A 25,724-nucleotide genomic window follows, 5' to 3' on the forward strand; every position below is an offset into this window, starting at 1 on the left:
GTCCGGCCGTGCGGCGGCTGCCTTTGCGCGCGTCAGGGGGTGATGCGGTCGATGATGAGCGGCAGCCGCTCCTCGGCGGCCTCACCCACCTCGTACGCGCCCTCCAAGGCTTCCAGCGCGCGCTCGAAGCGCTGAGCCTCGTCGGCGTGCAGCGTCATGAGCGGCTGCCCGGCCCGCACCTCGTCACCGGGCTTGGCGTGCAGCACGACGCCCGCGCCCGCCGACACCGGGTCCTCCTTGCGCGCCCGGCCCGCGCCGAGCCGCCAGGCGGCCAGGCCGACCGCATAGGCGTCGAGCCTGGTCAGCACGCCGGAGCCGGGCGCCTCGACCGTCATGGTCTCGGCCGCCCTGGGCAGCGGCGCGTCGGGGTCGCCGCCCTGAGCGGAGATCATCCGCCGCCAGACGTCCATGGCCGAGCCGTCCGCCAGCGCCTTGGCCGGGTCCTTGGCCCCGGTGATGCCGGCGGCCTCCAGCATCTCGCGGGCCAGCCGTACGGTGAGCTCGACCACGTCCGCGGGACCGCCGCCCGACAGCACCTCGATGGACTCGGCGACCTCCAGGGCGTTGCCCACGGCCAGCCCGAGCGGCCGGTCCATGGCGGTGAGCAGGGCCACCGTGCGCACGCCCGCGTCGGTGCCGAGCGCGACCATGGTCTCGGCCAGCTCCCTGGCGTCGGGCACGGTCTTCATGAACGCCCCCGAGCCGACCTTGACGTCGAGGACGAGCGACCCGGTCCCCTCGGCGATCTTCTTCGACATGATCGACGAGGCGATGAGCGGGATCGACTCGACGGTGCCGGTGACGTCGCGCAGCGCGTACAGCTTCTTGTCGGCGGGCGCGAGACCGGACCCGGCGGCGCACACGACCGCGCCGGCCGTGCGCAGCACGTCCAGCATCTCGGCGTTGGACAGCGAGGCCCGCCAGCCGGGGATCGACTCCAGCTTGTCGAGGGTGCCGCCGGTGTGCCCGAGCCCGCGCCCGGAGAGCTGCGGCACGTACGCCCCGCAGGCCGCGACCAGCGGCGCGAGCGGCAGCGTGATCTTGTCGCCGACCCCGCCGGTCGAGTGCTTGTCGGCGGTCGGCCGGTCGAGCGAGGACCAGTCCATGCGCTCGCCCGAGCGGATCATGGCCAGGGTCCAGTCGGCGATCTCGCGCCGGTCCATGCCGTTCAGCAGGATCGCCATGGCCAGGGCCGACATCTGCTCGTCTGCCACCTCGCCGCGCGTGTACGCGTCGATGACCCAGTCGATCTGCGCCGTGGTCAGCTCGCGCCGGTCCCGCTTGGCGCGGATGACCTCGATGGCGTCCATCATGAGCTCCTGCTGAGGTCCTGGGGCCCGAACGCGTACGGCAGGATCTCGGCCATGCGCTTGGGCCCGTCCTCGGTCTCGACCAGCAGGTCATCACCGCCGAACTCGTACAGCAGCTGGCGGCAGCGCCCGCACGGCATCAGCAGCTCGCCGTGGCCGTCCACGCAGGTGAAGGCGACCAGCCGGCCGCCGCCCGAGCGCTGCAGCTCCGACACCAGGCCGCATTCGGCGCACAGGCCGACCCCGTAGGAGGCGTTCTCGACGTTGCACCCGGTGACGACGCGGCCGTCGTCCACCAGCGCCGCCGCTCCCACAGGGAATTTCGAGTACGGCGCGTAGGCGTGCCGCATGGCTTCGGCGGCCTCCTCGCGCAGGCGGTCCCAGTCGATGCTCAATGTTGTTCCCCCCGGCGATAGCTCACGCCGTCCGCCTTGGGCATCCGCAGCCGCTGCGAGGCGACCAGGAGCACGAGCAGCGTGAGCACGTGTGGCGTGATGAAGACGAAGTCGTTCGGCAGCTGGTCGATGACCAGCCAGAGCCAGAACAGCACGGCTGCGCCCACGACGGCCAGAGCCATCAGCACATACTGCCTGACCCCCGGCGCGGCCAGCTCGGCGGGCCGGTCGGGCGCGGTCATGCGGCGGATCTGCAGGGCGATGTAGACCAGCAGCAGCACCGCGCCGAACAGGAAGAACGTGTTGACGGTCTGCGCGCTGCGCAGCTGCAGGCCGTTGGCGTAGCCGAACAGGGCCGAGCCCGCGGCCAGGCCGCCCGGCCGCCAGTTGCCGAAAATCATGGCGGCGAGGCCGATGAAGCCGCGGCCCTGGGTCTGGCCCTCGACGTACTTGTCGGAGACGAAGACCAGGAACACGCCGCCGAGCCCGGCGAAGGCGCCGGAGATCACCACGGCGATGTACTTGATCCGGTAGACGTTGACGCCGAGCGACTCGGCCGCCCACGGGTTCTCACCGGCCGAGCGCAGCCGCAGGCCGAACGCGGTGTGCCAGAGCACGAAGAACGTCAGCGGCAGCAGCAGCACGGCCAGCACCACGAGCAGGTTCATCTCGTGGGTGAGCCCGCGCAGCACGCCGGCGATGTCGGCGACCAGGAACCAGTGGGTGCTCTCCAGCTTGCCGAGCAGGTCGGGCCCCGAGGACAGCAGCGGCAGGCTGATCGTGGGCGTGTCCCCGCTGACCGCGGGCGAGCTGGTGATGCCCGCGCCCGCCTCGGCGGCCGGTGTGCCCTCCTTGTAAAGCACCTCCGACAGGAAGCGGGTGATGCCGGGGCCGAGCAGGTTGATGGCGACGCCGCTGATGATGTGGTCGACGCCGAACGTCACGGTCGCGACGGCGTGCAGCAGACCGCCGAGCGCGCCGCCGATCAGCCCGGCGACCAGCGCCGCCCACGGGCCCCACTGGTATCCGGCCCAGCCGGCGAACCAGGTGCCGAGCACCATCATGCCTTCGAGGCCGATGTTGACCACGCCGGCCCGCTCGGCCCACAGGCCGCCGAGACCGGCCAGGGCGATCGGCACGGCGAGGATCAGCGCGGCGCCGACGGTGCCGGACGAGGTGAGGTCGTCGAAGCCCGTCAGCACGCGGACCAGCGACACCACCAGGATGAGCCCGGCGACGGCGATCAGCGCGAGGTGGTACTTGCGGACCTTGGTCATGCTGCCACCTCAACGGGGGTGTTCCTGCCGAGCTGCTGGGCGGCTCGCCGTTCTTCGATTCTGAGCGCGATCCGGTTCGTCACCTCGTTGGCCACGACGACCAGCAGCACGATCGCGCCCTGGATGATGGTGACGACGGAGGCGGGGATGTCGGCGAACTGGAGCGCGCCCTGCGCCCGGTCGAGGAAGGCGAACAGCAGGGCGGCGAACGCGATGCCGACGGGCTTGTTGCGGCCGAGCAGCGCCACCGCGATGCCGAGGAAGCCCAGCCCGGCGGTGAAGTTGTTGGTGTAGGCGCCGCGGTCGCCGAGGATCTCGGGCAGGCCGATGAGACCCGCGATGCCGCCGGACAGCATCATGGCGGCGATGATCATCGTCTTGGGGTTGACGCCGGAGGCGAGCGCGGCCGGGCCGTTCAGGCCGCTGGCCTTGATGTTGAAGCCGAACCTGGTGCGTTCGAGCACCACCCAGATCACCACGCCGAGCACGACGGCGACCAGCAGGAAGCCCCACAGACCGCCGTTGCGGGTGGGCGGCAGCATGCCGAACCACTCGAAGACGAAGTTCAGATCGGGGAACATGCCGGACTCCGGCAGCGGCGGCGTGGTCGTGTTGAGCTGGCCCTCCGCCCGCTCGCCCGCGAACGGCTCGCGCAGCAGGTACGCCGACAGCGCGATCGCGATGTAGTTGAGCATGATCGTGGAGATGACCTCGTTCACGCCCCTGGTCACCTTCATGACGGCGGGGATCAGCGCGTACAGGCCGCCGACCGCGGCCGCCACCAGGATGATGACCGTGATCTGGATGGGGGCGGGCGCGGTGAACGTGGAGCCCACGAACGCCGCGCAGATGGCGGCGATGCGGTACTGGCCCTCGACGCCGATGTTGAACAGGTTCATGCGGAAGCCGACGGCGACCGCGAGACCGGCGATGAACAGCGGCACGGCCCGGTTCAGGAGAGTGGCGACGGAGTTGGACTGGGCACGCGCGCTCTCTCCGAAGTCGAAGAAGGCGGCCAGCGCGTCGATCGGGCTGCCGCCCGCGACGACGATGGCCACGCTGCAGACGGCGATCGCCAGGACGACGGCCACGGCGGCGCCGACGACGGTGAGCAGTGCCCGGTTGAGCCCGGCGGGCATCACTTCTCCTCGTTTCCGGCGATGGCGCCGGTCATGTAACCGCCCAGCTGTTCGGGCGTGATCTCGCAGGGGTCGAGCGCGGCCACGAGCCGGCCGCGGTAGATGACCTGGATGCAGTCGGACAGGCCGATCAGCTCGTCGAGGTCGGCGGAGATGAGCAGCACGGCGAGCCCGTTGGCGCGGGCGTTGCGCAGGTGGTCCCAGATCGCGGCCTGCGCGCCGACGTCGACGCCGCGCGTGGGGTGTGCGGCGATGAGGAAGGCGGGGTCGCCGCTCATCTCACGGCCCACGATCAGCTTCTGCTGGTTGCCGCCGGACAGGGCCAGGGCCAGGGTCTCCACGCTCGGGGTGCGCACGTCGTACGCCTCGATGATGCGCTGGGTGTCGGCCTTGGACGCCTTCCTGTCCACCCAGATGCCGCGCCTGGCGGGCTTCCTGGTCTGGTGGCCGAGCACGCGGTTCTCCCACAGCGACGCCTCCAGGAGCAGGCCCTGGCGGTGGCGGTCCTCGGGGATGTAGCCGATGCCGGCCTCGCGCCGCTTGAGCGTGGACCAGTGGCTGATGTCGCGGCCGTCAAGCTCCACCAGGCCGTGCGCCGGGCGGATGCCCATGATGGCCTCGATCAGCTCGGACTGGCCGTTGCCCTCGACGCCGGCGATGCCCAGGATCTCGCCCTTGCGCACCTGGAACGTGACGTCGTCCAGCAGCAGCCGCTTGCCCTCCTCGCGCAGCCTGGCGGCGTAACCGGCGAAGCCGACGCCCTTGGGCGGCGGGTGGTGCCCGTCGGCCTCCACGGTCAGGTGGGAGACCTGGAGCGCGACGGTGTCGGTGACGGTGGAGTCGCGGGTCTCGGCCGTGGGCAGCTCGCTGCCCACCATCAGCTCGGCGAGCTGCCGCGCGGTGACCTCGCGGGGATCGACGCTGGCCACGGTGGTGCCGCGCCGGATGACGGTGATGGCGTCGGCGATGCCGAGCACCTCGTCGAGCTTGTGCGAGATGAAGATGACCGTCAGGCCCTCGGCCTTCAGCTCGCGCAGGTTCTGGAAGAGCTCGTCCACCTCCTGCGGCACGAGCACGGCGGTCGGCTCGTCGAGGATGAGGATGCGGGCTCCGCGGTAGAGCACTTTGAGGATCTCGACGCGCTGGCGGTCGCCGACGCCGAGGTCCTCCACCAGCTTGTCGGGGTCCACCCGCAGGCCGTGGGTTTCGGCCAGCTCGATGATGCGCCTGCGGGCCGATGCGGTGTCGAGCCGTCCCGCCCGCTTCGGCTCGGCGCCGAGGACGATGTTCTCCAGCACCGTGAAGTTGTCGGCGAGCATGAAGTGCTGGTGCACCATGCCGATCCCGACCTCGATCGCGTCACTCGGCGTGCGGAAGCTGACCTCCGTGCCGTTGATCTTGATCGTGCCCTCGTCCGGCTTCTGCATGCCGTAGAGGATCTTCATCAGGGTGGATTTGCCCGCGCCGTTCTCCCCGACGATGGCGTGCACCGTACCGGGCTGGACGGTGATGCAGATGTCGTGGTTCGCGACGACACCGGGGAAACGCTTGGTGATGCCCTCCAGCTCTACGGCGGGTCGCGCCGTGGCCAGGGTGTCAGCACTCATTTCGCCTCTCCTAGAAGCGGGTGGGGCGCATAGACAGAAGGCCCGAAGTGTACGGACTCCGGGCCCTCAGTTGTTCACGTCCAACCCCGATTACGGCTTGGCAGGAACCGTGATCTTGCCGTCGACGATGTCCTTCTTGGCAGCGTCGAGCTTGTCCTTGATGTCGTCGATCTCGCCGCCCGTGGTGGACAGGCCGACGCCGTCGACCTTGAGGTCGTACGTCACGTTCGTGCCGCCCTTGGCGCCGCCCTGGAAGGCCTTGATGAACTCGAACACGCTGACATCGACGCGCTTGAGCATCGAGGTCATGATCACCGACTGCAGCTCCGGCTCCTTGACCGTCTCGCGCTGGTCGGAGTCGACGCCGATGGCCTTCTTGCCGGCCGCGGCGGCCGCCTGGAACACGCCGAGACCGGAGTCGCCGGCGGCGTGGTAGACGATGTCCGCGCCGTCCTGGTACATCTTCTCGGCCGCGACCTTGCCCTTGTCGGGGGCCTTGAAGCCGCTGAAGTCACCGTCGGGGGTGAGGTAACGAATGTCGATCTTGGCGTCCGACTTGACCGACTTCACGCCGGCCACGAAGCCAGCCTCGAACTTCTTGATCAGGTCGGACTCGACACCGCCGACGAAGCCGACGTGGCCGGTCTCCGACTTGGTCGCCGCGGCGACGCCCGCCAGGTAGGAGCCCTGCTCCTCGGCGAACAGCAGGCCGGTCACGTTGGGGGCGTTCGAGGCCGAGTCGACGATCGCGAACTGGATGTCGGGGTACTCCTCGGCCGCCTTCTTGACGTCCTCGGCGTAGGCGAAGCCGACACCGATGATGGGGTTGTAGCCCGCGTCCGCGAGCTGGCGCAGCAGGTCACCGCGGTTGGAACCGTCGGCGGACGGGCTCAGCTCCTTGATCTCCGCACCCAGCTCCGCCTTGGCCTTCTCCAGACCGGCGTATGCCGCGTCGTTGAAGGACTTGTCACCACGCCCACCGACGTCGAACGCGAGACCCACCTTCAGCGAGCCACCGCCCGCCTCCGAGCTCGCGGCCCCCGTCGGCTCCTGACCGGCCGTGGTGTCACCACCGCCGCCGCCACACGCGGCGGCTGCCATGAGCATGACGCCCGCCACCGAACCGAGCATCAGCTTGCTGAATCGCTTGCCGAGCAAGGCGACTCCTTCCATTTCCCCGCCGCCGGATCTCATCGCAGGCGCGAAGAAACGCGCGGCACCTGCACGGAAGATAGTTGCTTGACCAGGGACCACCAAACCGTCGCACAGGGTCGCAACCGCTCCGTTATCGACATCACTCGCGTCCGTGACCTGGCACCTGAATCAGGCACGAAGCAGGCACACGGTACGACATCCGGAAACTTTCTCCCAACTTCGCCCCTCGTTTCCCCCTTGCCCCAAGGGCTCATCGTGACGGAGATTCCCAGCGAAGGTCGAACACTCTCATCGGAGCCCGCATGCATCCTCGCAAGGCCCGCTGGAGGCTCGCCGTGCCGCTGGCCGCGTTACTCGTGACCAATCTCACCGGCACCGCGCCCGCCTCGGCCGACACCCCCGCCATCAAGGTCGAGAACAACGCGACGCAGCCCGTCTTCTCCCGGGCGGACGCCGTCAGGCAGACGGTGTTCGTCGAGGTCGAGGGCACCGACAGCGACAACGACGGCAAGCCTGACCGGGTCGCCGTCGACATCCTGCGCCCCAAGGAGACCGAGCAGGGACTCAAGGTCCCGGTCATCATGGAGGCGAGCCCGTACTACGCGCCCGGCAACGACGTCGCCAACCACCCCGTGGACGTCGACGAGCACGGCAACCCGCTGCCCGCGCTGATGACGCTCAAGTCCCGCCAGGACGCCGGGCCCTTCGACGGCTACTACGACAACTACTTCCTGCCCCGCGGCTACGCCATCGCCCTCGTCGAGAACGTCGGCAGCGCCCGCGCCACCGGCTGCCCCACCTCCGGCGACCGCAACGAGACCGCGGGCCCCAAGGCCGCCATCGACTGGCTCAACGGCCGCGCCAAGGGGTTCGACGCCGACGGCGACCCCGTCCACGCCACCTGGTCCACCGGCAAGGTCGGCATGATCGGCGTCTCGTACAACGGCACCCTGCCCAACGCCGTCGCCGCCACCGGCGTCGAAGGGCTCGAGACGATCGTCCCGATCGCCGCCATCTCCAGCTGGTACGACTACTACCGCGCCAACGGCGGCGTCCTCGCACCCGGCGGCTTCCAGGGCGAGGACCTCGACGTGCTCGCCAAGTACGTACTGACCAGGGAGAACGGTCAGGAGGCGTGCGGCGCCGTCATCGACGAGATCGCCGCCAAGCAGGACCGGATCACCGGCGACTACAGCCCCTTCTGGGACGCCCGCAACTACCTCAACGACGTGCGCAAGGTGAAGGCCAGCGTCTTCGTCGTGCACGGGCTCAACGACTGGAACGTCAAGACCAAGCAGTTCGCCCAGTGGTGGTACGCGCTGGCCAAGCAGCGGGTGCCGCGCAAGATCTGGCTGCACCAGGGCACCCACATGAGCCCGTTCAACTTCCGCACCGCCGAATGGCTGCGCCAGCTCCACGGCTGGTTCGACCACTGGCTGCACGGCATCGACTCCGGCATCATGCGCGAGCCGCAGGCCGACGTCGAGATCGCGGCCGGCCAGTGGGAGCGGCACCGCTCGTGGCCGCTGCCCGGCACCGTCACCGTGCCCCTGCGCCCCGGGCCCGGCTCCTCCCTCGGGCTGCTGCCCCGGCCCGGTGCGCGCAAGGAGACGTTCGTGGATCAGAAGGTCAGGACCGCCGAGCAGCTCGTCGAGGCCACCGGGCGCGACCCGAACCGGCTCGCCTACACCACCCCCGCCCTGCCGACCGACGTCCGGATCTCCGGTACGCCGACCGTGAAGGTGCGCGCGTCCTTCAAGGACGGTGCCTCGCCGTACCTGACGGCGCTGCTCGTGGACTACGGCACCGACGTCCGCCCGAACGGCACCCTCGTCTCGACGGGCGAGCAGTACTGCTACGGCCAGGGGGTGCCCGGTGACACCGGCTGCACCGTGCTGGGGAACCTCGGGACGGCGAGCACGCCGTACAAGATCGTGACGCGGGGCTGGCTCGACGTCCGCAACCGCCACCGCGCCGACCGTACCGAGCCGCTGCGGCCCGGCAAGGAGTACGACTTCACCTGGGACTTCCAGCCCACGGACTACCTCTTCAAGAAGGGTCACCGCCTGGGCCTGGTCATCATCTCGACCGACTACGACTACACCCTCCGCTATCCGCCGGGCACCAAGATCACCGTCTCCCCGTCCCGCTCCACCCTCAACCTCCCCGTAACCCTCGGCCGCCTCCCGTAGCCCTCTCCCTCCGCACCGAAGGGACCTCACCGAACTACGGCGAGGTCCCTTCTGGGGGTTGGAGAGGGGCCCTCCGGCGGCGTGCAACGATGCCGGGCGAGGCCCGCAGCACAGCGGGAACCTGCGCAGCCGAACGGGCGCCGCAGCGCGCCCCGCGCCAGACGGCCCCGCGCCAGACGGCCCCGCGCCAGACGGCCCCGCGCCGACGCGCGCCGAAGCCCCTCGCACACGACCAGCGAGCGCGACACCCTCCCTCCGCACCAAAGACCCCGCCGCACCACGGCAAGGTCACTCGGAGGTCGGACCGCAAACCCCGCCACAACTCCGGCGAGGCCCTTCGGAGGTCGGGGCACGGACCCCGCCGCACCACGGCAACGCCCTTCGGAAGTCGAAGCACGGACCCCGCCGCACCACGGCAACGCCCTTCGGAAGTCGAAGCACGGACCCCGCCGCACCACGGCAACGCCCTTCGGAAGTCGAAGCACGGACCCCGCCGCACCACGGCAACGCCCTTCGGAAGTCGAAGCACGGACCCCGCCGCACCACGGCGAGGCCCTTTTGAGGGTTGCGCCGGGGACCTCGCAGAAGTGCGGCGAAGCCCCCTTCGAGGTCAGAGGCCGGGCGGGGACCCCGGCGAGGGCTCGGCGCGTCCCGGAGTGCGACGTCCCCCTGCAAGCGAAAGGACCCTCGCCGAAATGCGGCGAGGGTCCTCAAGACGGCGGGAGGTCAGCGCCCCCGTGCACAAGGCCGAGCCCGGGTCAGGCCATGGCGTTGGTGATGGAGTCGATCGGGCCGACCTCCCACAGCGAGGTCAGCGCCGTGGTGGCCATCACGCGCACCCCGGCGGCGATCGCCTTCTCGTCCACGTCGAAGGTCCCCTGGTGGATGTCGTACGTCACCCCGCCGGGCGAGCGGGTGCCGAGGCGGGCGAAGGCGCCGGGGATCGACTCGAGGTACCAGCCGAAGTCCTCGCCGCCGAGCGACTGCTGGGTCGGGACGACGGCGCCGGAGCCCAGGGCCTGCTCGGCCGCGGCGGACATCATCTCGACGCTGAGCTCGTCGTTGACCACGGGCGGCACACCGCGGGTGTAGTCGAGCGTGGCCTCAACGCCGTAGGCCCCGGCGACGGACTCCAGCAGCGACTTGATCAGGTCGGGCGCGGCGTGCCAGGCGTCCTCGTCGAGGCAGCGTACGGTGCCCTCGGCCACGCCGTCGTCGGGGATGGCGTTGGCCGCGGACCCGGCGACGACCTTGCCCCAGACGAGGCTGAGCGAGGAGCGCGGGTCGACGCGACGCGACAGCGCGGCGGGCAGCTCGGTGAGGATCTTGGCCAGCGCGAAGACGAGGTCGGCGGTCAGGTGCGGGCGGGCGGTGTGGCCGCCGGGCCCGGACACGCGCACGGCGATCTTGTCGCAGGCGGAGGTGATGGGGCCGGTCCTGATGCCGAGCTGACCGGCGTCGACGCGCGGGTCGCAGTGGAGACCGAAGATGCGGTCGACGCCGCTGATGCCGCCGTGGGCCATGACTTCGAGCGCGCCGCCGGGCAGCTCCTCGGCGGGCTGGAAGATCAGGCGTACGCGGCCGGGCAGCAACCCGGCGGCGGCCTGCTGGGCCAGGAAGAGCGAGGTGCCGAGCAGGACGGTGGTGTGCACGTCGTGGCCGCAGGCGTGGCAGGCGCCGGCCACGGTGGAGCGGTAGGGCACGTCCTTCTCGTCCTGCAGGGGCAGGGCGTCGATATCGGCGCGCAGGGCGATGGTGGGACCGTCGCCGCTGCCGACGTCGCAGATCAGCCCGCTGCCCTTGGGAAGTACGGAGGGCTTGAGCCCGGCGGCGGTGAGCCGCTCGGCGATCCGCTGCGTCGTGCGATATTCGGCGAAGGCCAGCTCCGGGTGCATGTGGAGGTCGCGGCGGAATGCCACGAGATCCTGCTCGGTCTCCGCCAGGAACGCGTCGAGCTCTCCTCGAAGCTCACGTCCCCGCATATGTCACCGTCCCGTCCTATGCCATGCACTGCCCGGAAAGTGCTAGGCGATGCATGGCTTCATGCGCTCCAAAAGAACCTCTCCATCGCCGCGGCGGCCACCACCTGGTTGAACAGCGGCCGGGTGCGGCGGTCACAAGATCGCCCCGCCCAAAAGTCGGCGTCACATCGTCAGGCGCACGGCCTCGCGTTGCATGTTCGCGAGCAGCCGTAGCCGCAGCCAGGAACACGGCGGTCGGCCGTGAAGCCTGATGGCGATAGCTTCGACTTTATCGCCCTCACGCGACTCCGGACCGACAGACTCCCCAAAAGTTGGCTTGGAGCACGTCCGAAATCGCAGGTTGTCACGTTCCGTACGGAGGCGACTGATCCTGAAATAGTCACAAGGGATCAGTAGATCGTGACCCGATGCTGCCAGTTCAAACGTGGTCAGCGATTACGAATCCTGTCACCTTCCGTCATGGTCATCAGTCTTCGGCGGTTGCTGCTTTTGGGAGGATTGCGTGTTTCACTCGCTATATGATCACTAAAATCCCGTTCGGGGAGAAGTATGCCGGGTTGAGCATCTTCGAGCCGGGCGAGGGGACCCTGGTGGTCGTACCCTCGCTCTCCCTTCCGCAGGACGAGCTCCGCCGGATCACGGCGGCCAGGTCCTACGAGGAGCGCCTGCTGTTCCTGCTGCTGACGCTCCGGGAGCCCGGGGTCAAAGTGGTCTATCTGTCCTCCGCACCCGTCGATCCCGACATCATCGACTACTACTTCGGCTTCCTGCCCGATCCGGATGACGCGGCCAAGCGTCTGACGCTGATCACCCTCGACGATCCCTGGTCCCAGCCGTTGACCAGGGGCGTGCTCGACCGTCCCGACGTGATCGAGCAGCTGCGCGCGGCGATCGACGGGGACGCTTGGCTGGTGCCGTTCGTGCTGAGCGAGCTGGAGGAGGAGCTGGCCTCGCTGCTCGGCGTGCCCCTTTACGGACCCGCCACGGCGCTCTCCTACTACGGCTCCAAGAGCGGCGCCAGAGAGGTGGGCCACGAGGCGGGGGTGCCGATGGCCCGCGGCTTCGGCGACGTGCGGACGGTCTCGCAGATCGAGGAGGCGATCGAGGCCCTGCCGGGCGAGCGGGTGATCGTCAAGCTCAACGACGGCTACTCGGGGCTGGGCAACGCCATCGTCACGAGGTCCGACCGGTCGCTGATCAGCTTCTCGGCCGACGGCGAGGACTGGGAGAGCTTCACCGCGAAGATCCGGGAGCGGGGCGCGGTGGTGGAGGAGTTCATCGAGCACCGGCCGATGTACTACCCCAGCGCGCTGGCCGGCATCACGCCCGGCGGTCAGGCCCGGGTGCTGGCCACCCACGACCAGGTGCTCGGCGGCCCCAACGGGCACGTCTACCAGGGCTGCACGTTCCCCGCCGCGCCGGAGTACCGCGCCGAGGTGGGCGCGTCCGCCTCCCGCATCGCGCAGGTGCTCGCCGAGCGCGGCGTGGTGGGGCTGTTCGGCATGGACTTCTTCGCGCTCAAGGGCGACGCCGGGTACGCGGCGCTGCTGTGCGAGATCAACCTGCGCATCGGCGGCACCACGCACCCGTACGGGGCCGCCGTGCTGACGACCGGCGCCACGTACGACCCGGACACCGGCCACCTCATGGCCGGTGACCAGCCCAAGTACTACACCGCGACCGACAACTGCTCGTCGGTCTGCCTGCGCGGCCGCACGCCGGGTGAGGTGATGCGGACCGCCGAACGGCTGGGCATCGGCTTCGACGCCCAGCGGCGTACCGGAAATGTGTTCCATCTGCTCGGGGCGCTGCCCGAGCACGGCAAGCTGGGCTTCACCTCGATCGGCGACTCCCGCGAGGAGGCCGACGAGCTGCACGCGCTCACCCGCCGTCTCCTGTGCGGCCTCTGACCTCTCCCGAGCCGCGCCACGCGCGCCAGCCGATCACCCCGAGGACGACGCCGAGCACGACGTTCACCACGATCAGTACCCCGTGCACCACGTAGAAGGCGGTGGGGTGGCCGTCGGCCAAGTTAAACCCGAGGTTCACCCACTCGAAGATCATGAATGCGCCTAGGATGATGAGGAATCCGGCGATCTTTCGTGACACATGTGCCTCTCTAGCATCGAACGTGGATCTTCGGGGGATGTGTCGCCACATGTGCACTAACACGGAGCTACGCTGAGACCCGCCATGTGGACGAAACTCGTGCCGGTCACGGCACTCATCGCCTCGGTCGCGCTCACCGGCGGGACCGCGCACGCGGAACCGACGACGCCGATCGGCGGCGAGGCGCTGGGCAGCCGCGGCCTGGTCGCCCCCGCAGGCGTCAAGAAGCCGCCCAAAAGCAAGGCTACTTCGTACGTCATCGCGGACGCCGACACGGGCGACGTGCTCGCGGCCAAGGACGCCCACGGGCGCTACCTGCCGGCCAGCACGCTCAAGACGCTGACCGCGCTCACGCTGATCCCCAAGCTGGACAAGAACCGCAAGATCCGGCCCAGCAGGAACGCCTGCAACCAGGAGGGCAGCGCGGTCGGCCTGTCGCCGAAGGCGACGTACAAGGTCGAGGACCTGTTCAGGGCGCTGATGATGGCGTCGGGCAACGACGCCGCCATGGCGCTGGCGGAGACGAACGGCGGCGTGGCCAAGACCATGGCCGACATGAACGCCGAGGCCAAGCGCCTGCAGGCGTACGACACGGTGGCCAAGACGCCCAGCGGGCTGGACGAGAAGGGGCAGAGCAGCTCGGCCTACGACCTCGCGCTGATCGCCCGCGCGGGCCTGGCCAACCCCGACTTCCGCCGCTACATCAGCACCAAGACCGCCAAGTTCCCGGCGCCCAAGGGTTATTACGAGATCAGCAACCACAACAAGCTGCTGTGGCGCTACGACGGCATGATCGGCGTCAAGAACGGCTGGACGTCGAAGGCACGGGCGAGCTTCGTCGGCGCGGCCACCCGGGGCGGCCACACGATCGTGGTGAGCATCATGCGGCACGAGGGCTTCTTCTGGGACGAGGTGGCCAAGCTGCTGGACTGGGGCTTCGCCGTACGCGGTAAGGCCACCCCGGTCGGCAAGCTGGTGGACCCGCTGCCCGCGAACGCGCTCGCCGGGCCGCAGGCCGCCAAGGCCACGCCGTCGGCGGCACCGTCGGGCGCCGCGTCCGTCACGCCGGCCGCGCAGCCGCCGCTGCTCGACACCGCCGCCTCCAAGCAGACCGACTCCACCAGAATGGTCGGCTCGATCGTGATCGGCGGCGGGCTGCTGTTCGGGCTGCTCTGGCTGGGCTTCGGCATCCGCCGCAAGCGCTCACGTTCAGGTCTCTGACGCGCGCTCCCGCTCCACCCTCCCCAGGGCCGCCTGCTCGGCTTCCCGCGCCTCCTCCCTGGCCCGGCTCGTCTGCTCGGCGGCGGGGATCGGGGAGGGGGCGGGTGGCGGGCCGAAACCCGCCGTGGCCGTCCACGCGGCCACGAACAGCACGAGCCTGGCCGAGAAGTTGATCCAGACCAGCAGGCCCACGATGACGGCGAAGACGCCGTACAGCGCGGAGTTGCCCAGCGTGTTCGCGAGCAGCAGCGTCGCGATCTGCTTGAGCACCCCGAACCCGATAGCGCCGAGCAGCGCCCCCTTGGCGATCACGCGGAACGGCTGGTCCGTACGCGCCATCCAGCCCAGCAGGATCACGAACAGCAGCCAGTCGGCGCCCACGCCGGCGCCCACCGCCGCCGTGCGGAGGCCGAAGGCGGCGAGCTCGGACTCGGAGCCGAACAGCAGGCGTATGACGTTGGTCGTGGCCGTGGTGGCGAACCCGGCGACCAGCACGGACGAGATCGCCGTCACCCCGATCAGCAGCAGCGAGGCCAGGTCGCGCAGCTTGCCGAGGAAGAAGCCGAGCGGCGGCACGGTGGTCATGTACATCTCGCGCAGCGCGCCGCGCAGCGCGTCCATGGCGCCGAGTCCGGCGTAGAGCAGGCCGAGCAGGCCGATGATGCCGGCGGTCTCCTTGGCCGTGGCGATGGCGGCCAGGTCGAGCTGGCTGGAGATGCCGGGAAGGCGCTCCTCGATGGCCTTGGTCAGGGCCGCCTTGGCGGTCTCGCTGGCCGCCACCACGTAGCCGAGCACCGCGTACGAGAGCGCCACCAGCGGGAAGAACGACAGGAACGCGAAGTACGTCACCGCGCCCGCCAGCCGGTCGCCCGACTGGAGCTGGTAGCGCTGCACGGCCCTGATGAGGTGGTCGAGCGCGGGCCTGCGCACCCGCCAGTCGGTCAGCCTGCCGCGTCCCCACGCCTTCGCCGCCGCCACGCGCTCCGCCAGACTCGCCATCACACCCTCTTACCCCGGGCCCGGGGCGGTGATCATCCGACCACCGCGCGGGCGCTGTCCGCCAGGGCGGCGACGGCCGCCGCCACCTCGTGGTGAAGCACCTGCCCAGCAGGCTGCACGGCACGCCCCGCGACCGCCACCGCCGACCGGAGAACGCGAGCGTTTCACACGTTTCCGCGACCGTCATATGTGCTCTGAGCAGGGCGGAAACCAGGACGTGCGGACTTCGCGCGCCCTAGCCTGTGCTGTGTTCCGACCGACCCAGGAGGCGTCACGCCCATGGCCGAAATCAGCACCGGGCACATGGTCAGGCTCCAGCGCGAGCGAAGGGGAATGAGCACCACCGCGCTGGCGACGCAGTCCGGCTGCACTCCCAGGCACATCGAGCTGATCGAGCACGGCAAGCGCACCCCGTCGCTCCCCCTGCTCAGAGAGATCGCCAAGGTGCTCGGCGTCCGTACGGCGGTGCTGCTCGGCGAGGCGCCGCGCGACTCGCACGAGCCCAGCAGGCCGCAGATCGGCGACATCGAGCGGGCCCTGTTCACCAGCCGCTCGCAGCGGCCCGACATCGAGCCGCCCGACGCCGAGCAGCTCTCAGAACGGGTGGCCGCCGCGCGCAACGCCTGGTTCACCTCCACGCGCCGCTACTCGATCCTCATGTCCGCGCTGCCGTCGCTGGTCACCGACGCCGAGAGCGTGGCGCTGGAGCGCACGCCGCGGGCCTGCGCGGCGGCGACGGACGCGTACCTGCTGGCCAGGGGCGTGCTCAAGCACCTGCGCAGGGTGGATCTCGCGCACCTCGCCGCCGACCGGGCCATGCGCTTCGCCGAGGAGTCGGAGGACCCGCTGATGACCGCGTGGGCGTACTGGAGCCTCGGCCAGTCGATGCTGTCGGACGACATGCACCAGATCGCCTACGACGTGGCCAGGCGCGGGCTCGAACTCCTCGAACCGCACGTCCCCGACGGCGACGAGCGGCACCTGAAGGCGCTGGGCGCGCTCCACCTGCTCGCCGCCATCGGCGAGGCCCGCAGGGGCGACGACGAGGCCGCCAAGGAGCGCCTGCGCGGCACCGCCGCCCGGCTGGCCGAGCGCGTGGACGACTCCTCCGACTGCTACGACCTCGCCTTCTTCGGCCCCACGAACGTCGCCATCCACATGGCCAGCATCGAGAACGACGTCGGCCGCCCCGAGAACGTGCTGCGCATCGCCGACGACATCGACCTGCGCCGCACGCCGTCCATCGAGCGGCGCACCGCCCACCTCGCCCAGGTCGCGCGCGCCTGCGAGGACCTCGGCGACGACGCGGCCAGCCTGCTCCACCTGCTGCGCATCGAGCGGGAGAGCCCCGAGGAGCTCGATCACAAGCTGTTGCTGCGGGAGATGGTCAGGTCGCTGGCGCGGCGGGCCCGCCCGTCATGGGCTCCCGAGGTGCGCCACCTGGCCGAGCGGCACGACATCACCGTCTGAACCCCCGCGAACCCCGCCGGATCGACCGGCCGGCCCGAACTCTCAGTTCGGGCCCTGCGAACGCGGAGATCTTTACCCCGAGTTCGTCACCGTCAGCCGCCGAGATGCCACGCTGCGTCTCATGACCAGAGCGCCGAGTGCCGATTTCGTCATGGACCACCTGCTCCAGGAGGCCGCGCGGGAGTTTCCTGGATGGTCGTTCGAACGCGACCGCTCGGGCTGGACCGCCACTCGCGACCAGACCCGCCTGCGCAGGCCCAGCCTGGCCGCCCTGCGCGCCATCCTGCGCCTGCACCGGGCCGTCCGGCACGACAGCACCCGTCCTGACAGCACCCGCCATGACGGCGCCCGTCTCGAAGGGGCCCGTCTCGAAGGGGCCCGTCTCGAAGGGGCCCGCCGCGACAGCGAGCGCCCGCGCGTTTGACCGAGGGCCCGGCCGCGTCTCAAGCGGGCCGGGCCATCGAAACCGCAGAGCAGTCTGTCAGGGCAGGACTGTCAGACCAGGAAGCCGACGCGGTCGCGCACCTGCTCCATGGTCTGCTTGGCCACCGCCGACGCGCGCTCGGCGCCGATCGCGAGCAGCCGGTCGAGCTCCTTCTCGTCGGCGAGCAGCTTCTCCGTGCGCTCCCTGATCGGCGTGAACGTCTCGACCACCGCCTCGGCGACGTCCTTCTTGAACGTGCCGTAGCCCTGGCCCTCGTAGCGGGCCACCAGCTCGGGGATGGGCGTGCCGGTCAGCGCGGACTGGATGCGCAGCAGGTTGGAGATGCCCGGCTTGTTCTCCTCGTCGAAGAGCACCTCGGAGCCGGTGTCGGTGACCGCGCGCATGACCTTCTTGCGCAGCGGTCCCGGCTGCTCCAGCACGTCGAGGATGCCCGCGGGGCTGGAGGACGACTTCGACATCTTCGAGGTCGGGTCCTGGAGGTCGGTGATCTTCTCGACCTCCTTCAGGATGTGCGGCTCGGGCAGCGTGAACGTCTCGCCGAAGCGGTGGTTGAAGCGCTGCGCGAGGTCGCGGGTCAGCTCGAGGTGCTGCTTCTGGTCGGCGCCCACCGGCACCCGGTCGGCCTGGTAGAGCAGGATGTCGGCGGCCTGCAGGATCGGGTAGGTGAACAGACCCACGCTGGCCGCGCTCTCGCCGAACTTGGCCGCCTTGTCCTTGAACTGCGTCATCCTGCCGGCCTCGCCCATGCCGGTGAGGCAGATCAGGATCCACGCCAGCTCGGTGTGCTCGCGTACGTGCGACTGCACGAAAACCGTGGACTGCTCGGGGTCGAGACCGGCGGCGAAGAGCTGGGCGGCGGCCACGCGGGTGCGGCGGCGCAGCGCGGCGGGCTCGGTCGGCACCGTGATCGCGTGGAGATCGACCACGCAGTAGAACGCGTCGTGGGTCTCCTGCAACGTGACCCACTGACGGAGAGCACCCAGGTAGTTGCCCAGGTGGAATGAGTCCGCTGTGGGCTGGATGCCGGAGAGTACACGAGGTCTGGCCATAGCAGGCAATTGTGTCAGGAATCCTGCTCGGGTGCCGACTCGGCGGGCGGTCGGCGTTTCACTCTGACGCGAGCGATCCTGCGGCCGTCGAGCTCGGTCACGATCAGCTCGAAGCCGGAGAACTCCACGCGCTCCCCAATCTCCGGCATGTGGCCGAGCATGGCCATGACGAAGCCGGCCAGCGTCTCGTACGGGCCGTCCGGCAGGCGGATGCCGGTCTCGGTGGCGAAGTCGTTGAGGTTCGTCAGGCCGTCGATCTCGATCTCACCGGCGGGCAGGACGACGACCTCCTCCTCGATGTCGTACTCGTCCCTGATGTCGCCGATCAGCTCCTCGACCAGGTCCTCCATGGTGACGATGCCGGCCGTGCCGCCGTACTCGTCCACCACGATCGCGAGGTGCTGGCCCTCGTCGCGCATCTCGTTGAGCGTGGTGAGCAGGCGCTTGGACGCGGGCACGAACTTGACCGGCCTGATCGGCACCACGGCGCTGATCGGCTCGGTGCGCCCGATCAGCCCGGGATCCAGCAGATCGCGTACGTGGACGAAGCCCACCACCTCGTCGTACGACTCGCGGTAGACGGGGAACCTGGAGTGCGGCAGCGTCGCGGCCAGGCGGGCGGCCTCGTTCAGCGGCGTGTCGGCGTCCATGAACTCCACCTCCGTACGCGGCAGCATCACCTCCCTGAGCTGCCGTTTGCCGGCGGCGAAGACCTCGACGATGAGCTTGCGCTCGTCGGCGGTGAGGTCGGTGTGTCCCACCACCATGTCGCGCAGCTCCTCGGTGGTGACCTCCTCCCTGTCGGCCGCCGGGTTGCCGCCGAGCAGCCGGACCACGAGGTCGGTGGACTTCGACAGCATCCAGATGACCGGGCGCGACAGCGAGGCGATGCGGTCGAGGAACGGGGCGACGAAGAGCGAGAGCCCCTCGGTGCGCTGCAGCGCGAGGCGCTTGGGGGCCAGCTCGCCGAGGACCAGGGAGACGTACGAGATCGCCAGCGTCACCAGCACCAGCGCAAGCACCTCCGCCACGGCCTCCGGCACCCCCCAGCCCACCAGGACGGGCGCGAACTGCGCGGCGAGCCGGTCGGCACCGAACGCGGCCGACAGCATGGTGGCCACGGTCACCCCGATCTGCACGGCCGACAGGAACCTGTTGGGGTCCTGCGCCAGCTTGGCCACCCGCTCACCGCGCTTGCCCTGCTGGGAGAGCTTGCGGACCTGGCTGTCGCGCAGGGACACCATGGCGATCTCGGCGGCGGCGAAGAAGCCCCCGATCAGGATGAAGAGCAGGACCAGGGCGATGTTGGCCGCGACGGTGTCAAACATGGTGGTTGGCAGCGTACTCGCCGCCTTTCCGGCGTATGCTGAACCGCGAGCCTTACAAAATCAAACATATTTCCACAGGGGTACACATGAGGCTACTGGTCACCGGAGGGGCCGGATACATCGGCAGCGTCGTCGCGGCCCAGCTCATCGAGGCCGGGCACGAGGTGACCGTGCTCGACGACCTGTCCACCGGGCACGAGGACGCGGTGCCCGAGGGCGCCCGGTTCGTCCGCGCCGACATCGCCGAGGCCGGGCAGGCGCTCGACGGCGTTGACGCGGTGCTGCACTTCGCCGCCAAGTCGCTGGTCGGCGAGTCGGTGCAGCAGCCCGAGCGCTACTGGGCCAACAACCTGGGCGGCACGCTGGCGCTGCTCGACGCCATGCGGGAGCACGACGTGCACCGGATCGTGTTCTCCTCGACGGCGGCCACGTACGGCGAGCCCGAGCGCACGCCCATCGAGGAGACCGATCCCACGCGGCCCACCAACCCGTACGGCGCGACGAAGCTGGCCGTGGACAGCGCGCTCACCGCGTACGCCGAGCAGCGCGGCCTGGGCGCGGTGAGCCTGCGCTACTTCAACGTGGCCGGCGCCTACGGCCGCTACCGCGAGCGGCACGCGGTCGAGACCCACCTCATACCCAACGTGCTCAAGGTCGCGACCGGCGAGCGGGAGTCGGTGAGCGTGTTCGGCACCGACTACCCCACGCCCGACGGCACCTGCATCCGCGACTACATCCACGTCGCCGACCTGGCCAGGGCCCACCTGCTGGCGCTTGACGCGGTCACGCCCGGCCGGCACGAGATCTACAACCTGGGCAACGGCACCGGCTTCTCCGTGCAGGAGGTCATCGACGTCTGCCGCGAGGTCACCGGCCACGAGATCCCCGCGGTGGTGGGCGAGCGGCGGCCCGGCGACCCGGCCGTGCTGGTGGCATCGTCCGCGAAAATCCAGCGTGAGCTGGGGTGGAAGGCCGAGCGGGCGGCGCTGCGCGACATCGTCGCCGACGCCTGGGGAGCGCTTTCTCGGAAATGACCCCTCGCGGGGGCGATCTGTGCTGTGATACCGAAATGTGAGGAGCTTTTCACCAAGGGTCACGAGGGTGCTCTTCGTCGCCCTCGTCGTGGTGGGCAGCCTCCTGACCGCCGCCGGCGTGGTCATCGCCACGCCGGAGCCCGTACCGGCCGCCGGCACGGTGCCGTGCGTCGAGGCGAGCCCTACATGACCGGCCCTTCATGACCGGCCCTTCATGACCGGCCCTTCATGACCGGCACGCACGCGACCGGCTCGAACGCGAACGCGCGCCCCCGCCGAGGCGGAAGGCGCGCGTGCCGCAGATGAAACCGGACGCTGCTCAGATGAGGCCGAGCTCCTTGACCGCCCGGCGCTCCTCCTCCAGCTCGCGCACGCTGGCGTCGATGCGCTCGCGGGAGAAGGCGTCGATCTCCAGGCCCTGGATGATCTCGTAACGGCCGTCCACCGCGCGCACCGGGAAGGACGAGATGAGGCCCTCCGGCACGCCGTAGGAGCCGTCGGACACCACGGCGGCCGAGGTCCACTCGGTGCCGTGGACCCAGTCGTAGACGTGGTCGATCGCGGCGTTGGCGGCGGAGGCGGCAGAGGACGCGCCGCGCGCCTCGATGATGGCCGCGCCGCGCTTGGCCACGGTCGGGATGAACGTGTCGCGCAGCCACTCCTCCTCGACCAGCTCGGCCGCGGTCTTGCCGCCGACCTCGGCGTGGAACAGGTCGGGGTACTGCGTCGCGGAGTGGTTGCCCCAGATCGTCATGTGCTTGATCTCGGTGACCGGCACCTGGAGCTTGGCCGCGAGCTGCGAGATCGCGCGGTTGTGGTCGAGGCGGGTCATCGCGGTGAAGCGCTCGGCCTGGCACGTCGGGGGCGTGCTGCTGGGCGATGAGCGCGTTGGTGTTGGCCGGGTTGCCCACGACCAGGACCTTGATGTCGTCGGCGGCGTGGTCGTTGATCGCCTTGCCCTGCGGGCCGAAGATGCCGCCGTTGGCGCCGAGCAGGTCGCCGCGCTCCATGCCGGCCTTACGCGGCATGGCACCGACAAGCAGTGCGATGTTGGCACCGTCGAAGGCGACATTGGGGTCATCGGTGATCTCGATGCCGGACAGCAGCGGGAACGCGCAGTCGTCCAGCTCCATCGCGGTGCCCTCGGCAGCCTTCACCGCCGCCGGGATCTCCAGCAGGCTCAGCTTCACCGGCGTGTCGGCACCGAGCAGCTGCCCGGACGCGATGCGAAACAGCAATGCGTAGCCGATCTGGCCGGCGGCTCCGGTAACGGTCACCTTGACGGGCTCAGTGGCTGACGACGCCATGGCCTTCCCCTAACTCGCTGCGTGGTTCATTGACGTTCGGGATGTTACCCGCTCGTCATCAGCAGGTTTCCATCGCGGGCACCTTCAGCTCCTCGTTGAAGTCGACCTTGCTGAAATAGCTGGTCAGGAGCTGCTTGATGACGCCCTTGGCGTACATGTCGGCGATGATGCCGGACACGGCCTTGCAGGTCTTGACGTCGCCCTTCTTGATGCCGACCGCGTAGCGCTCGTTGCTGAGCTTGAGTCCGAGGACCTTGTAGCGGATGTTCTCGCGGGCCGCGAACCCGGCCAGGATGAGGTCCTCGCCGGGCACCGCGTCCACCTGGCCGGTGCGCAGCATGTCCATGCAGGCGGCGTAGTCGCTGGCCGCGACCGGCTTGACCGGCACGCGGTCCTGGACGACGCCGACCGACGGGGTGTTGGGCGCGCAGATGGCCTTGCCCTTCAGGTCGCCGATGTCGTCGATGTCGCCCTTGCGCACCAGGACGTCCTGGTGCGCAAGGTAGTACGGCCCGGCGAACTGCGTGTCGCTGTCGTCGATCGAGTACGTGGCCACGACGAGATCGACCCGCCCCTCGGCCAGCGCGGACGCGCGGTCGAAGCGGCCGACCCTGACGAACGTCGTCTGCCTCGCGCCCAGCTCCGCCGCGATGCGCTTGGCGACATCGACGTCGAAGCCCTGGAAGGAGTCGCCGTTCTGCAGCCCGATACCGGGAAGGTCGCCCTTGACACCGATCACGATCTTCCCGGTCTCGGCCACCTTGTCCACGACCGAGGTGTATCTGGTCTTCCCCCTGACCCCTTGCGCGGCGGCGTCGGGTCGGTCTGCTCACCGAAGGCCAGCGGGTTCCAGCCGTTCGCTAACAGGGCGAGCGCCGCGGCGGCGAGCAGCACGAGCACCGTGACCACCGCGATCCACAGCCGGGCCCGCCGACGCCGGGCGGGCGCGGCGGGCTCGACCGGCCCGTACGGCACCGCACCTCCGTCCGGCGGCGCCACGCCACCGGTGTGCCCGGGGCCGGTCGGCGGATGCTGAATCCCGGAGGCCGCGGTGGGAGCCGTGGGAAGCCCCGTGGGCGCGACGGCGTGCGGGCCGCTGTGCGGCACCGGCGTGCCGCCATGGGGGACCCCGGTCTGAGGTGTCCGGGCACCCGCCGGAGGCGCTGACGTGCCGCTCTGCGGGGCCTGGGCACCGGTCTGAGGCGCTGACGTGCCGGAATGGGTGCCGGACACCGCCTGCCCACCGGTACGGCCGCTCTGCGCGACCTGGGAGCCGGTGCGCGCGCCCGGCACGACGGAAGAGCCGGACGAAGACTGCGCCCCCGTCGCCCCGGTCGCCCCGGTCGCGCCCGTCGCGCCCGTCGCGCCCGTCGCGCCCGGACGGTCGGTGATCGACTTCGCCGACACCCGCAGGAACGGCGTGGTGTCGTCGCTCGCCACCTCGGCGCCCTTGGTCAGCACCGCCGTCGAGGCACCCTTGGCCGAGGAGGACTGGCCGAGCAGCCGCAGCAGGATCTGGTCGGCGGACGGCCGGTCGGCGGGGTTCTTCGCCAGCGCCGAGCGCACCACGCTGCGCAGCGGCTCGTCCATCATGGTGACGTCGACTTCGTGGTTGAGTATGCGGTTGAGCACGACCGCGATCGACTTGCCCTCGAAGGCCACCTTCCCGGTGGCGGCGAACGCGATGGTCGCGCCCCACGAGAACACGTCGGTGTACGGCCCGATGTCGTCGCCGGCGATCTGCTCGGGCGCCATGTAGGCGGGCGTGCCGATGGCGCGGCTGGTGATCGTGCCGGTGGAGTCGATGATCCGGGCGATGCCGAAGTCGACCACGCGCGGCCCGTCGGCGGCGATCAGCACGTTGTCGGGCTTGAAGTCGCGGTGGATGATCGAGGCGTGGTGGATGGCGGTCAGCGCGGTGGCCGTGCCGATGGCCAGCCGGTCGAGCACGGTGCCGGTGAGCGGCCCGTCGGTCTCGACGATCTCGCGCAGCGGCCGGCCGTCGATGTACTCGCTCGCGATGTACGGCGTGTCGCCGTCGAGGTCGGCCTCGATCACCCGGGCCGTGCAGAACGACGCGACCCGCTGCGCCGCCTTCAGCTCCCTCGCAAAGCGCGAGCGCGCGATCTGGTCACCGCTGAACTTGACGTGCAGCAGCTTGATCGCGGCCCGCTCGCCCTGGCCGTTGACCCCCAGGTAGACGATGCCCTGCCCGCCCTCACCGATCCGTCCTGACAGCCGGAAGGACCCCAGCTCGGTGGGATCGCCGGCGACCAGCGGCGAGATCTGCGGCATTCGTCATCCCCACGTGTACTGAACCCATCGACGCAAACTTTACGACGCTCGGCAACTTCTCAGGGATCGGTTGAGGCTTAGGCACGTCACGGGTTCGCCTCTTTCCGGCCCCGGCGCGCACTGCCGGGAGCCGGGACGGGTGAAGCCGCGAAAAGCCGTCCGCCGCGGCCCGGGCACGGGCCGCGGCGGACGGCGGAAGGGCCGTACGGGACCGTTCAGTAGGGCAGGCTCCAGGCGGCGAACGCCTTGCGCAGCGAGGGCGCCTTGAACTTCGGATACGCCACCGTGCTCACGTCACCGTCGGAGGTGTAGCGCATGTCCGGGTTCTTCTTCAGCCAGTCGAGCCACGCCTCGGAGCAGAACTGCGCGCAGTCGCCCTTCTTCTCCATGACCTTGATCCTCGGGATGCCTGCCGGGTCGAACGCCTTGCTGAACGGCGACTGCGCCGGGGTGTAGCCGGCCAGGAACGCGCCGGCGTGCTTGTACGACTTGCCGCGCAGCGCCCACTGCTTCTTGTTCGGCTGGTTGCCGTACGGCAGGGCGATGGTGGCCGGCTTGATGTACGACAGCTCCTGGATCTGCTTGCCGATGGTGCCGATCTGCTCCTCGACCTCCTTCTGCGAGCGGCCGCGCAGGTTGAGGTGGTCGCGGGTGTGGTTGCCGATGTCGAAGCCGTTGTCCTTGAGCCAGAGCAGCGCCTGCGCCTGCTCCTCGCGGACGGTCCTGCCGAACATGTCGCGCGTCACGTAGAAGGTGGCCTTCGGCTTCCAGCCCGGGTGCTTGGCGGCGACCTCTTTGAGTATCGCGACCGCGGTGTCCTTCTGGGGCACGCCGAGCGCGTTCAGCGTGAGCTGGGAGGGGGATGAGTCGTCGAACGTGAGCACCACGGGGTGCTTGCCCGCGGGAATGTCGATCTTGCCGGTGACCAGCTCGGCCGCCGAGATGGGCACGTAGTCCTCTTTCACCAGCCGTTCCAGGTCGGCCCTGAACTGCGCGGGCGTCCGGTCGTCGGTGGTCTGCGGCTTGGGCACGATACGGTGGAACATCAGCACCGGGATCTGCCCGAGCTCGTTGGCCTTGACCGCGGCGGCGCGCTTGATCTTGGCCGCCCTCTCCGCCTTGGCCTTGGCGACGGCGTCCACCTTGTTGCCGGCCATCTTGGCGGTCTCGGGCTGTGAGCCGCAGCCCGTCAGGATGGCGGCGGCGATGAGCGCCCCCAGCCCACTCAGAATTCGCAGTCGCATCCTAACCCCCCGAAACGCGTACGACTGTTCTGAGCTGGCTCTTACCCACGTGATCAACTACGCCACGCCGTCGCGGCGGTCAAGACCTGGGAAAACGCCGCGATCAAGGCCGCCAAGACACGCCCGGGGACATCGATGGCGAAGGGCCGGTGACAAGAGAACGGCC

21 protein-coding genes and 1 pseudogene are annotated in these 25,724 nt (G+C 69.9%); 7 read left to right on the forward strand and 15 right to left on the reverse strand.

The features are described 5' to 3' along the window. Nucleotides 1–32: 32 nt before the first annotated feature. From WBK31_RS30875 to WBK31_RS30900, 6 genes are all read right to left on the reverse strand, one after another. The gene (locus tag WBK31_RS30875) at nucleotides 33–1,310 is read right to left on the reverse strand and encodes a thymidine phosphorylase (protein ID WP_378790177.1); all 1,278 of its coding nucleotides are present in this window, start codon (nucleotides 1,308–1,310) and stop codon (nucleotides 33–35) included. Then, a complete protein-coding gene (locus tag WBK31_RS30880; RefSeq protein ID WP_364059669.1) occupies nucleotides 1,310–1,705 on the reverse strand; it encodes a cytidine deaminase in 396 nt (131 codons plus the stop codon). The genes WBK31_RS30875 and WBK31_RS30880 overlap by 1 nt, the downstream gene beginning before the upstream one ends. Continuing rightward, entirely contained in the window at nucleotides 1,702–2,982 is a 1,281-nt protein-coding gene (locus WBK31_RS30885; RefSeq protein ID WP_378786229.1) for an ABC transporter permease, read from the reverse strand. Before WBK31_RS30885 ends, WBK31_RS30880 begins: the two co-directional genes overlap by 4 nt. Beyond that, nucleotides 2,979–4,121 (reverse strand): ABC transporter permease, encoded by a 1,143-nt coding sequence (locus WBK31_RS30890; RefSeq protein WP_364059663.1) that lies wholly within the window; start codon nucleotides 4,119–4,121, stop codon nucleotides 2,979–2,981. The genes WBK31_RS30885 and WBK31_RS30890 overlap by 4 nt, the downstream gene beginning before the upstream one ends. After that, on the reverse strand, nucleotides 4,121–5,728 hold the full coding sequence (locus tag WBK31_RS30895; RefSeq protein WP_378786227.1) for an ABC transporter ATP-binding protein: 1,608 nt from the start codon (nucleotides 5,726–5,728) through the stop codon (nucleotides 4,121–4,123). Before WBK31_RS30895 ends, WBK31_RS30890 begins: the two co-directional genes overlap by 1 nt. 90 nt (nucleotides 5,729–5,818) lie before the next feature. After that, nucleotides 5,819–6,886, reverse strand: coding sequence for a BMP family ABC transporter substrate-binding protein (locus tag WBK31_RS30900; RefSeq protein WP_364059657.1), 1,068 nt, complete (start codon nucleotides 6,884–6,886; stop codon nucleotides 5,819–5,821). A 299-nt stretch (nucleotides 6,887–7,185) separates the two neighbouring features. Between WBK31_RS30900 and WBK31_RS30905 the strand changes: the two genes are divergently transcribed. Then, a complete protein-coding gene (locus WBK31_RS30905) occupies nucleotides 7,186–9,075 on the forward strand; it encodes a Xaa-Pro dipeptidyl-peptidase (RefSeq protein WP_406673560.1) in 1,890 nt (629 codons plus the stop codon). A gap of 758 nt (nucleotides 9,076–9,833) precedes the next feature. Here WBK31_RS30905 and WBK31_RS30910 read toward each other — a convergent pair. Beyond that, nucleotides 9,834–11,057: a M20 family metallopeptidase gene (locus WBK31_RS30910; RefSeq protein ID WP_364059651.1), complete on the reverse strand. Its 1,224-nt coding sequence runs from the start codon at nucleotides 11,055–11,057 to the stop codon at nucleotides 9,834–9,836. Nucleotides 11,058–11,575: 518 nt separating this feature from the next. Here WBK31_RS30910 and WBK31_RS30915 point away from each other — a divergent pair. Then, nucleotides 11,576–12,967: a peptide ligase PGM1-related protein gene (locus WBK31_RS30915; RefSeq protein ID WP_364059648.1), complete on the forward strand. Its 1,392-nt coding sequence runs from the start codon at nucleotides 11,576–11,578 to the stop codon at nucleotides 12,965–12,967. On the opposite strand, the gene WBK31_RS30920 is transcribed toward WBK31_RS30915, so the two are convergent. Next, nucleotides 12,939–13,217, reverse strand: coding sequence for an SCO4848 family membrane protein (locus tag WBK31_RS30920; protein ID WP_378790176.1), 279 nt, complete (start codon nucleotides 13,215–13,217; stop codon nucleotides 12,939–12,941). The genes WBK31_RS30915 and WBK31_RS30920 overlap by 29 nt on opposite strands. A 33-nt stretch (nucleotides 13,218–13,250) precedes the next feature. Between WBK31_RS30920 and WBK31_RS30925 the strand changes: the two genes are divergently transcribed. Then, a complete protein-coding gene (locus WBK31_RS30925) occupies nucleotides 13,251–14,387 on the forward strand; it encodes a D-alanyl-D-alanine carboxypeptidase (RefSeq protein ID WP_364059642.1) in 1,137 nt (378 codons plus the stop codon). Here the strand turns inward: WBK31_RS30925 and WBK31_RS30930 are convergent. Further along, nucleotides 14,376–15,386, reverse strand: coding sequence for a YihY/virulence factor BrkB family protein (locus WBK31_RS30930; protein WP_406673561.1), 1,011 nt, complete (start codon nucleotides 15,384–15,386; stop codon nucleotides 14,376–14,378). The genes WBK31_RS30925 and WBK31_RS30930 overlap by 12 nt on opposite strands. A 279-nt stretch (nucleotides 15,387–15,665) precedes the next feature. Here WBK31_RS30930 and WBK31_RS30935 point away from each other — a divergent pair, with 279 nt between their 5' ends. Beyond that, entirely contained in the window at nucleotides 15,666–16,856 is a 1,191-nt protein-coding gene (locus tag WBK31_RS30935) for a helix-turn-helix transcriptional regulator (protein ID WP_364059636.1), read from the forward strand. A 121-nt stretch (nucleotides 16,857–16,977) separates the two neighbouring features. Continuing rightward, on the forward strand, nucleotides 16,978–17,280 hold the full coding sequence (locus WBK31_RS30940; RefSeq protein ID WP_406673562.1) for a hypothetical protein: 303 nt from the start codon (nucleotides 16,978–16,980) through the stop codon (nucleotides 17,278–17,280). A gap of 71 nt (nucleotides 17,281–17,351) precedes the next feature. On the opposite strand, the gene trpS is transcribed toward WBK31_RS30940, so the two are convergent. Continuing rightward, nucleotides 17,352–18,350 carry a tryptophan--tRNA ligase gene (trpS, locus tag WBK31_RS30945; RefSeq protein WP_364059630.1) on the reverse strand — a complete coding sequence of 333 codons (999 nt, stop codon included), beginning with the start codon at nucleotides 18,348–18,350 and terminating at the stop codon, nucleotides 17,352–17,354. Nucleotides 18,351–18,364: 14 nt separating this feature from the next. After that, nucleotides 18,365–19,678, reverse strand: a complete 1,314-nt coding sequence (locus WBK31_RS30950) for a hemolysin family protein (RefSeq protein ID WP_364059627.1) — start codon at nucleotides 19,676–19,678, stop codon at nucleotides 18,365–18,367. Nucleotides 19,679–19,764: 86 nt separating this feature from the next. Here WBK31_RS30950 and galE point away from each other — a divergent pair, with 86 nt between their 5' ends. Together galE and WBK31_RS30960 are read left to right on the forward strand one after the other, a co-directional pair. Then, nucleotides 19,765–20,712 carry a UDP-glucose 4-epimerase GalE gene (gene galE / locus WBK31_RS30955; protein ID WP_364059624.1) on the forward strand — a complete coding sequence of 316 codons (948 nt, stop codon included), beginning with the start codon at nucleotides 19,765–19,767 and terminating at the stop codon, nucleotides 20,710–20,712. Nucleotides 20,713–20,779: 67 nt separating this feature from the next. Continuing rightward, on the forward strand, nucleotides 20,780–20,902 hold the full coding sequence (locus tag WBK31_RS30960; RefSeq protein ID WP_364059621.1) for a hypothetical protein: 123 nt from the start codon (nucleotides 20,780–20,782) through the stop codon (nucleotides 20,900–20,902). A gap of 129 nt (nucleotides 20,903–21,031) precedes the next feature. On the opposite strand, the pseudogene WBK31_RS30965 reads toward WBK31_RS30960, so the two are convergent. The 4 genes and pseudogenes from WBK31_RS30965 to WBK31_RS30980 all read right to left on the reverse strand — a co-directional run bounded on the left by WBK31_RS30965 (nucleotide 21,032) and on the right by WBK31_RS30980 (nucleotide 25,558). Then, a pseudogene (locus WBK31_RS30965) lies at nucleotides 21,032–22,019 on the reverse strand (malate dehydrogenase). Between the two features lie 58 nt (nucleotides 22,020–22,077). Beyond that, nucleotides 22,078–22,788 (reverse strand): transporter substrate-binding domain-containing protein, encoded by a 711-nt coding sequence (locus WBK31_RS30970; RefSeq protein WP_378786216.1) that lies wholly within the window; start codon nucleotides 22,786–22,788, stop codon nucleotides 22,078–22,080. Then, the gene (locus tag WBK31_RS30975) at nucleotides 22,755–24,314 is read right to left on the reverse strand and encodes a protein kinase domain-containing protein (RefSeq protein ID WP_406673563.1); all 1,560 of its coding nucleotides are present in this window, start codon (nucleotides 24,312–24,314) and stop codon (nucleotides 22,755–22,757) included. Before WBK31_RS30975 ends, WBK31_RS30970 begins: the two co-directional genes overlap by 34 nt. Nucleotides 24,315–24,529: 215 nt before the next feature. Continuing rightward, entirely contained in the window at nucleotides 24,530–25,558 is a 1,029-nt protein-coding gene (locus WBK31_RS30980; RefSeq protein ID WP_406673564.1) for a polysaccharide deacetylase family protein, read from the reverse strand. Between the last annotated feature and the right edge of the window lie 166 nt (nucleotides 25,559–25,724).

Source organism: Nonomuraea sp. N2-4H, from assembly GCF_045291505.1.
In the GTDB taxonomy this organism is placed as follows: Bacteria; Actinomycetota; Actinomycetes; order Streptosporangiales; family Streptosporangiaceae; genus Nonomuraea; species Nonomuraea fastidiosa.